The 6,644-nt window shown below is 71.4% G+C and carries 6 protein-coding genes; 2 read left to right on the top strand and 4 right to left on the bottom strand.

The features are described 5' to 3' along the window. A partial coding sequence (locus ACFV04_RS26285) for a hypothetical protein (RefSeq protein ID WP_380532844.1) occupies nt 1–211 on the top strand: 211 nt, incomplete at its 5' end. Nucleotides 212–422: 211 nt separating this feature from the next. On the opposite strand, the gene ACFV04_RS26280 is transcribed toward ACFV04_RS26285, so the two are convergent. The 4 genes from ACFV04_RS26280 to ACFV04_RS26265 form a co-directional block, all read right to left on the bottom strand. Beyond that, nucleotides 423–1,097 (bottom strand): nucleoside/nucleotide kinase family protein, encoded by a 675-nt coding sequence (locus tag ACFV04_RS26280; protein ID WP_380532841.1) that lies wholly within the window; start codon nt 1,095–1,097, stop codon nt 423–425. A 106-nt stretch (nt 1,098–1,203) separates the two neighbouring features. After that, complete coding sequence (locus ACFV04_RS26275; protein ID WP_380532838.1) at nt 1,204–2,166, bottom strand: LD-carboxypeptidase; 963 nt, start codon at nt 2,164–2,166, stop codon at nt 1,204–1,206. Nucleotides 2,167–2,335: 169 nt separating this feature from the next. Then, nucleotides 2,336–3,340 carry a tryptophan--tRNA ligase gene (gene trpS, locus ACFV04_RS26270; RefSeq protein ID WP_380348386.1) on the bottom strand — a complete coding sequence of 335 codons (1,005 nt, stop codon included), beginning with the start codon at nt 3,338–3,340 and terminating at the stop codon, nt 2,336–2,338. A gap of 290 nt (nt 3,341–3,630) precedes the next feature. After that, on the bottom strand, nt 3,631–5,199 hold the full coding sequence (locus tag ACFV04_RS26265) for an APC family permease (protein WP_380532850.1): 1,569 nt from the start codon (nt 5,197–5,199) through the stop codon (nt 3,631–3,633). 242 nt (nt 5,200–5,441) lie between these two features. Between ACFV04_RS26265 and ACFV04_RS26260 the strand changes: the two genes are divergently transcribed. After that, nucleotides 5,442–6,572, top strand: coding sequence for an ABC transporter substrate-binding protein (locus ACFV04_RS26260; protein ID WP_380532835.1), 1,131 nt, complete (start codon nt 5,442–5,444; stop codon nt 6,570–6,572). Nucleotides 6,573–6,644 lie beyond the last annotated feature (72 nt).

Genomic DNA, 6,644 nt, shown 5'->3' with positions numbered 1-6,644 from the left:
ACCCCAGGAAATCCTGAGGCCGGGGATGTCAACATATCTGGCGTTGACTTTTGGCACGCTGTTGAGTTCTCAAGGAACGGACGCTTCCTTCGGACTGCCTTCCAGCAGGCCCTCCGGGCTTCGTTCTTTCGTGTTTCCAGCTTATCAGATGTTTTCCGCTCCGTTTCCGGGGCTTCGTTCATCCAACTCGCCGGTGTCTTCCGGGGCTTGACGCCCTGTCCGACGTTTCAAACTCTAGCCGATCCGTACTCCGAAAAGCGAATCCGCCGCAATCCGATAAAACGAACACGCCAAACAGGAACCGAGCCACGACGCAGAAATGCGAACGCAACCCAGCCCGAACCTGGGAAGTGGTGTTTCAGAGGATTGGCCGCCCCGGGACCGTCCGCGCTGATGCGTGTCCGGTGCTCCCTGCCGAGCGACTAGGAAACACTACCCCTGTCCGGTGCCGGAGGCAAACCGGCCCCGGGGACGGTCCGGGTGCAGACGGCCCGGCCCGGCTTCACGTACTCGCCGTTGGGGTGGTCGTTGCCGGTGACCCAGTGGCGGGCGGTGGCTTCGTCACGGCCGCCGTCGCGGTGGCGGCCGAGTAGGCGCTCCTCGCGGACGGCGTCGTCGGTGTGGACGTACCAGAGTTCGCGCAGCAGTCGGCGAGCGTCCGGCCAGGGGGTGTCGGAGGAGGCGAGGTAGTTGCCCTCGGTGATGACGAGGCGGGTGTGCGGGCGGACCACGTGTCGGGCGGCGACCGGTTCGTCCAGGGTGCGGTCGAAGTCCGGGACGTAGATGTCCTGGAAACGGTCGGCGGCGATGCGGCGCAGCAGGGCGACGTAGCCGTGGGCGTCGAAGGTGGCCGGGGCGCCCTTGCGGTGGGTCAGGCCGAGGCGGTCGAGCTGGGCTCCGGAGAGGTGGAAGCCGTCGAGCGGGACGTAGGCGGCGGTGCCGGGTCCTTCGGCGCGCTCGACCTCGGCGACCAGGCGGCGGGCCAGGGTGGACTTGCCGGCGCCGGGCGGGCCGGCAAGTCCGAGGATCGTACGGGCGTTGCTGCCCGGGCCGCGGAGGAAGCCGAGGGCTAGGGCGGTGAGACGGTCCTCGTTCATGGCCGCACCCTACTCACCGGGGGTTCGCGAAGCGGGGCCTTCGGTCGCCCGACGGCCGGAGCGGCCGTTCGCTCAGTGGGGCCGTTCGGCCAATGGGGCCATTCGCTCAGTGGGGCCGTTCGGCCAGTGCGGGCAGCTCGAGGGTGAGCGTGCCGGCGTCGGCGTCGAGCACGGCGGGGACGCCCAGCGGGACGGTGAGGGTGGACGGGCAGTGTCCGAAGCCCAGTTCCCAGAGCACCGGTATGCCGAGCCCGCCGAGCCGGTCGAGCATCACCTCGCGGACCCGGTCGGGCCGTCCGCAGCCCTCCCAGGAGCCGAGGGCGATGCCGGCCACGCCGTCGAGGGCGCCGGAGCGCAGGAACTGGGTGAGGAGGCGGTCGAGCTGGTAGGGGTGTTCGTTCACGTCTTCGAGCACCAGGATGCTGCCCGCGAACGAGGGCCGGGCGGCGGGGGTGCCGCGCTCCGCGGCGAGGACGTGGGTGCATCCTCCGGCGGTGATGCCGCGGGCCCGGCCGCCGACGAGTGGGGCGGCGGTGGGCGAGGTGAGGACCGTGGTGGCGGCGGGGTCGAAGAGGGTGCGGCGCAGGTGCTCGGCGGTGGGCCCGTCGGAGATGAAGGAGGCCCCGGCGGCCAGCGGCCCGTACAACGTGGCGAGGCCGAGGCGCTGGGCGAAGGCCTCGTGCAGGGAGCTGACGTCGCTGAAGCCGATGAAGGGTTTGGGTGCGGCGGCGCGCATCGCCGTCCAGTCGATCAGGTCGACCATGCGGTGCACGCCGTAGCCGCCGCGGGCGCAGATGACGGCGTCGACGGTGGGGTCGAGCCAGGCGTTCCGGAGGTCGGCGGCGCGGTCGGCGTCGGTGCCGGCGAGGTAGCCGAGGGCGGGGTGGGTGTCGAGGACGTGCGGGGCGACGGTGACGCGCAAGCCCCAGGAGCGGAGGATCGCGCAGCCGGCGGTGAGGCGTTCGGGTTCGATCGGGCCGCTGGTGGCGACAACGGCGATGTGGTCGCCGGGGCGCAGGTGCGGCGGGCGGGTCAGCCCCTGGCCGGGTGTGGTCGGGTGCTGGTCCATGGGCCGGGCCGCCTTTCGGGCGCGGGAGCGGGGTGTGGGCGGCCGCGGTGTGGTCGCGGCCGCCCGGTGACGATATGCCCCGTGTCAACCGGCCGATGTCTCCGGGGCGGGGCGGGGTCTGCGTGCGGTCCGGCCCGGTCCGGCGGGGCCTCGCCGGGGTGAGTGCTCTTCAGATCACGGCGCCCATCACGTCCCTCACCTCCGTCAGGGTGGCGTCGGCGACGGCGTTGGCGCGCTCGGCGCCGTCGCGCAGGACCTGCCGCAGGTGGCCGCGGTCGGCGGCGAGTTCGGCACGGCGGGCGCGCAGCGGGCGGAGGTGCTCGTTGACGGAGTCGATGACGACGCGCTTGAGTGCGGCGGCCCCGCCGGCACCGATCTCCTCGGCAACGGCTTCGGGGGCGCGGTCCTGGCAGAGCGCGGCGAGCAGGACGAGGTTGGCCACCTCGGGACGGCGGACCGGGTCGTAGTCGATGTGGCGGTCGGCGTCCGTCCTGGCGCCGCGGATGATCTGCGCGGTCTCGTCCTCGCCGGCGCCGAGGGTGATGGCGTTGCCCCGGCTCTTGCTCATCTTGCCGCCGTCGGTGCCGAGCAGCATGGGGGCGTCGGACAGCAGCGCCTGCGGGCGGGGGAAGACGGCGGTGCCGTCGGCGTGCGGGTAGCGCTCGTTGAAGCGTCGGGCAACGGTGCGGGCGACTTCGAGGTGGGGCAGCTGGTCCTGGCCGACGGGGACGAGGTCGGCCTTGCAGAAGAGGATGTCGGCGGCCTGGTGGACGGGGTAGGTGAACATCAGCCCGTTGACGGCGGACTGGCGGGAGTGCGCGATCTCGTCCTTGACGGTGGGGTTGCGGTTCAGCTCGGCGACGCTGACCAGGCTGAGGAGGGGCAGCAGCAGTTGGTTGAGGGCGGGGACGGCGCTGTGCGCGAAGATCGTGGCCCGTTCGGGGTCGAGACCGGCTGCGAGGTAGTCGAGGACGAGGCCCTCGGTGTGCTCGGCGAGCCGGTCGGCGATGTCGCGGTCGGTGATGACCTGGTAGTCGGCGACCACGACGAACATCCCGACGCCCTGGTCCTGCAGCCGGACGCGGTTGCGCAGGGTCCCGAAGTAGTGGCCGAGGTGGAGCGGGCCGGTGGGGCGGTCCCCGGTGAGGACGCGGTGGGCGGTCGGGTCGTCGATGAGGTCGGGCGCGGACGCGGGACCGGTGGTGGCGGACGCGGGGCCGGTGGTGGCCGCGGCAGCAAGGTCGGTGGCAATGGCGGTGGCGGTGGCGACGGTCTCGGCGGTCACGGGTTTCTCCTCGGTACGGCGGTGGTGGCGGCCGTCCGGGCGAGGGCCCGTCCCGCGGGAGCGGGAAACACAACAGGGCCGTCCATCCCGGACGGCCCTGGTCAGGCGAGTGCTGGTGGCCGTCCTAGGACGGCCACCAGTTCAGGCCCACGAAGCGCTTCATGGGCCCAAGCGTAGCGTCAGTCCGCCACCAGCGCGGGGGTTTCCTTGCGCAGCGTCTCGCCCCGGAAGAACTCCGGCCGCACCAGGGCGTAGCAGGTCATCAGCACGGCGCCGAGCAGCAGGATGCCGACGCCGATGACGAACACCGAGCCGATGCCGAGGACGGCGCCGCTGCCGTAGTCGGGGGCCCAGGCGTCGGTGAGGGTCTGCAGGAAGACCCCGCTGAGCAGCACGCCGCCCAGGAACGGGGCGATGCCCTTGAGCACCAGGTCGCGCAGGCCGGTGCGCAGCGAGCGGCGGAAGTACCAGACGCAGGCGAAGGCGGTCAGCGCGTAGTAGAAGCAGATCATCAGGCCGAGCGCCAGGATGGTGTCCTGGACGACGTTCTCGCTGATCAGGCTCATGCCGACGTAGAAGACGGCGGTGGCGACGCCGGCCGCGACGGTGGCGTAGCCGGGGGTGCGGAAGCGCGGGTGGACGGCGCCGAAGCGCGGCGGCACGGCGCGGTAGGCGCTCATCGCGAGCAGGGTCCGGGCCACCGGGATGAAGGTGGTCTGCAGGCTGGCGGCCGCGCTGGCCACCACGGCCAGGAAGAGCAGGATGCTCCACGGCGATCCGAGCACCGGACGGGCGAGCGCGGCGAAGACGTTGTCGGCGGTCCCCGGGTTGCCGAGGCCGTTGCCGGTGGTGCCGACGCCCGCGAACATCTGGGCGGCGATCGCGACCAGCAGGTACGAGCCGACCAGGGCGACCATGGTGACCATCGCGGCCCGGCCGGGGGTCTTGGCACTGCCGAGGGTCTCCTCGTTCATGGTCAGGCAGGTGTCCCAGCCCCAGTACATGAAGATCGACAGCGACAGCCCGGCCGTGAACGCGCTGAACGAGCCGACCTGGAACGGGTCGAGCCAGGAGAAGGAGAAGCCGATCGAATCGGGCAGGTCGCCGGCGGTGGCCTTGCCGACGGCGATCCCCGAGAAGAGCAGCAGCACGGCCAGCTGGAGTCCCACCAGGCCGTACTGGAACCACTTGGTGGCGGTCATCCCCCGGTAGCTCATCGCGGTGGCGCCGGCGATCAGCAGGACCACGGTCAGCAAGTGGACGGCCTGGTTCCCGTCGAGGCCGGCGACCCGGTCGCTGCCGGTCATCTCGCCGAGCATCAGGTAGAGGAAGTCGGTCGCCACCCCGGCCAGGTTGGAGAGCACGATGATGGTCGCGACGGTCAGTCCCCAGCCGGCCATCCAGCCGACCCGGGGGCCGAAGGCCTTGACCGTCCAGGTGAAGGACGTTCCGCAGTCCGGGAAGTCCTTGTTCAGCTCCTTGTAGGCGAACGCGACGAGCAGCATCGGCAGGAAGCCCGCCAGGAACACCGCGGGCATCCGGACGCCGACCGCGGTGACGGTCGGACCGAGCGTCGCGGTCAGGCAGTAGACCGGGGCGACGGTCGAGACGCCCAGCACCGCACTGCCCAGCAGGCCCACGGAACCGCCCCGTAGGCCCTTGTCCCCCGCTCCCCCGGCCGTCCCCGGGTCGGGGACTCCACCACTGGTGCCACTGACCGGGGCACCCTGCGGAGCTCCGGGCGCCATTGCCCGGCCGCTGCTCGTGTGCTCTGAGAGCTGCTGATCAAACACCAGCGCACTCTAAGTGCGGACACGGAATGTTGAATAGACCAACTCTTGGTGATTTTATGCACTGCCGATGACCTTTGCTTTCCCCTGAGCCCCCCCTGGGCCCTCTCCTGGACTCCCCCGACGGGAGCGCCCGATCGACGGCAAGATAGGTTTGCCTCACCTAACTTCGATCCGACTCGACCGTGAAGGAGCGTCGCGTGGCCCCCACCCCCGACGGCCTGGCCCTCGCCCCCCGCAGCCCCAGCCGTCGCAGGTTCCTCACCGCAGGGATCGCCGGCGGAGCGGTGCTCGGCCTCGGCGGCCTGCTCACCGCCTGCGGCGGAGCGGGCGGTTCGGGCGGATCGGGCGGTTCGGGCGGATCGGGCGGCTCCGGCGGCTCGGCTGCGAGTGGCGGGTCCACGCCCGACCAGAAGTCGGTCAAGCAGGGCGGCGACGACTACGCCACGGTGATCGAGAAGATGAAGGCTTTCGGCACCGACGCCGCCCCCGGCGTCTACCCGCGCACCGTCAGGCACGCGATGGGCGAGACCGTCATCCCGGCGAGGCCCACCCGGGTCGTGGTGCTGGACACCGGCGAACTCGACAACGTCGTCTCGCTCGGCATCCGGCCGGTCGGCGTCGTCCACACCGACGGTTCCAAGTCCATGCCCTCCTACCTCAAGGACAAGGCCGGCACCCCGGCCGCCGTCGGCACCATCAACAGCCTCAACCTGGAGGCGATCGCGGCGCTCAAGCCGGACCTGATCCTCGGCAGCCGACTGCGCGCCCAGGACCAGTACGCGCAGCTGTCCAAGATCGCGCCGACCGTCTTCTCGCTGCGCCCCGGCTACCCCTGGAAGGAGAACTTCCTGCTCAACGCGAGCCCGTTCGGCCTGGAGACCGAGGCCCGGGCGCAGCTCGACGCGTACCGGGCGGCGGCCACCGCGATCGGCGCCGCGCTCGGCGACAAGCGGCCCACCATCACGCCGCTGCGCTTCATGCCGGACCGCACCCGGCTCTACGCCGAACTCTCCTTCATCGGCACCATCCTCACCGACGTACCGCTGCCGCAGCCCACGATCGAACAGGTCAAGGAGCTCGCGGTGGAGGTCAGCCCGGAGCAGATCGACAAGGCCGACGCCGACTGGGTCTTCTACGGCGTGTACGGCAGCCCCGGCTCGACCAACCAGGACGCGGTGCTGGGCGGGGCGCTCTGGAAGACCCTCGGAGCGGTCAAGTCCGGTCAGGCCCGGCCGGTTTCGGACGAGACCTGGTTCCTCGGGCTCGGCGTCATGGCGGCGAACGCGGTGCTCTCCGACCTCAAGGGGTTCGTCGCACCCGCGAACTGACCGGGCGCCGCCGGCAGGGGGCGGAAGACGGGCCGCGACGCTTCGGCGGTCCCGCAGTGGTCCGCGGACGGT

It is taken from the genome of Kitasatospora sp. NPDC059599, assembly GCF_042735125.1.
Classification (GTDB): Bacteria; Actinomycetota; Actinomycetes; order Streptomycetales; family Streptomycetaceae; genus Kitasatospora.
Note: the sequence above shows the minus strand (reverse complement) of the source record. Positions and strands in the feature narration are given on the sequence as shown.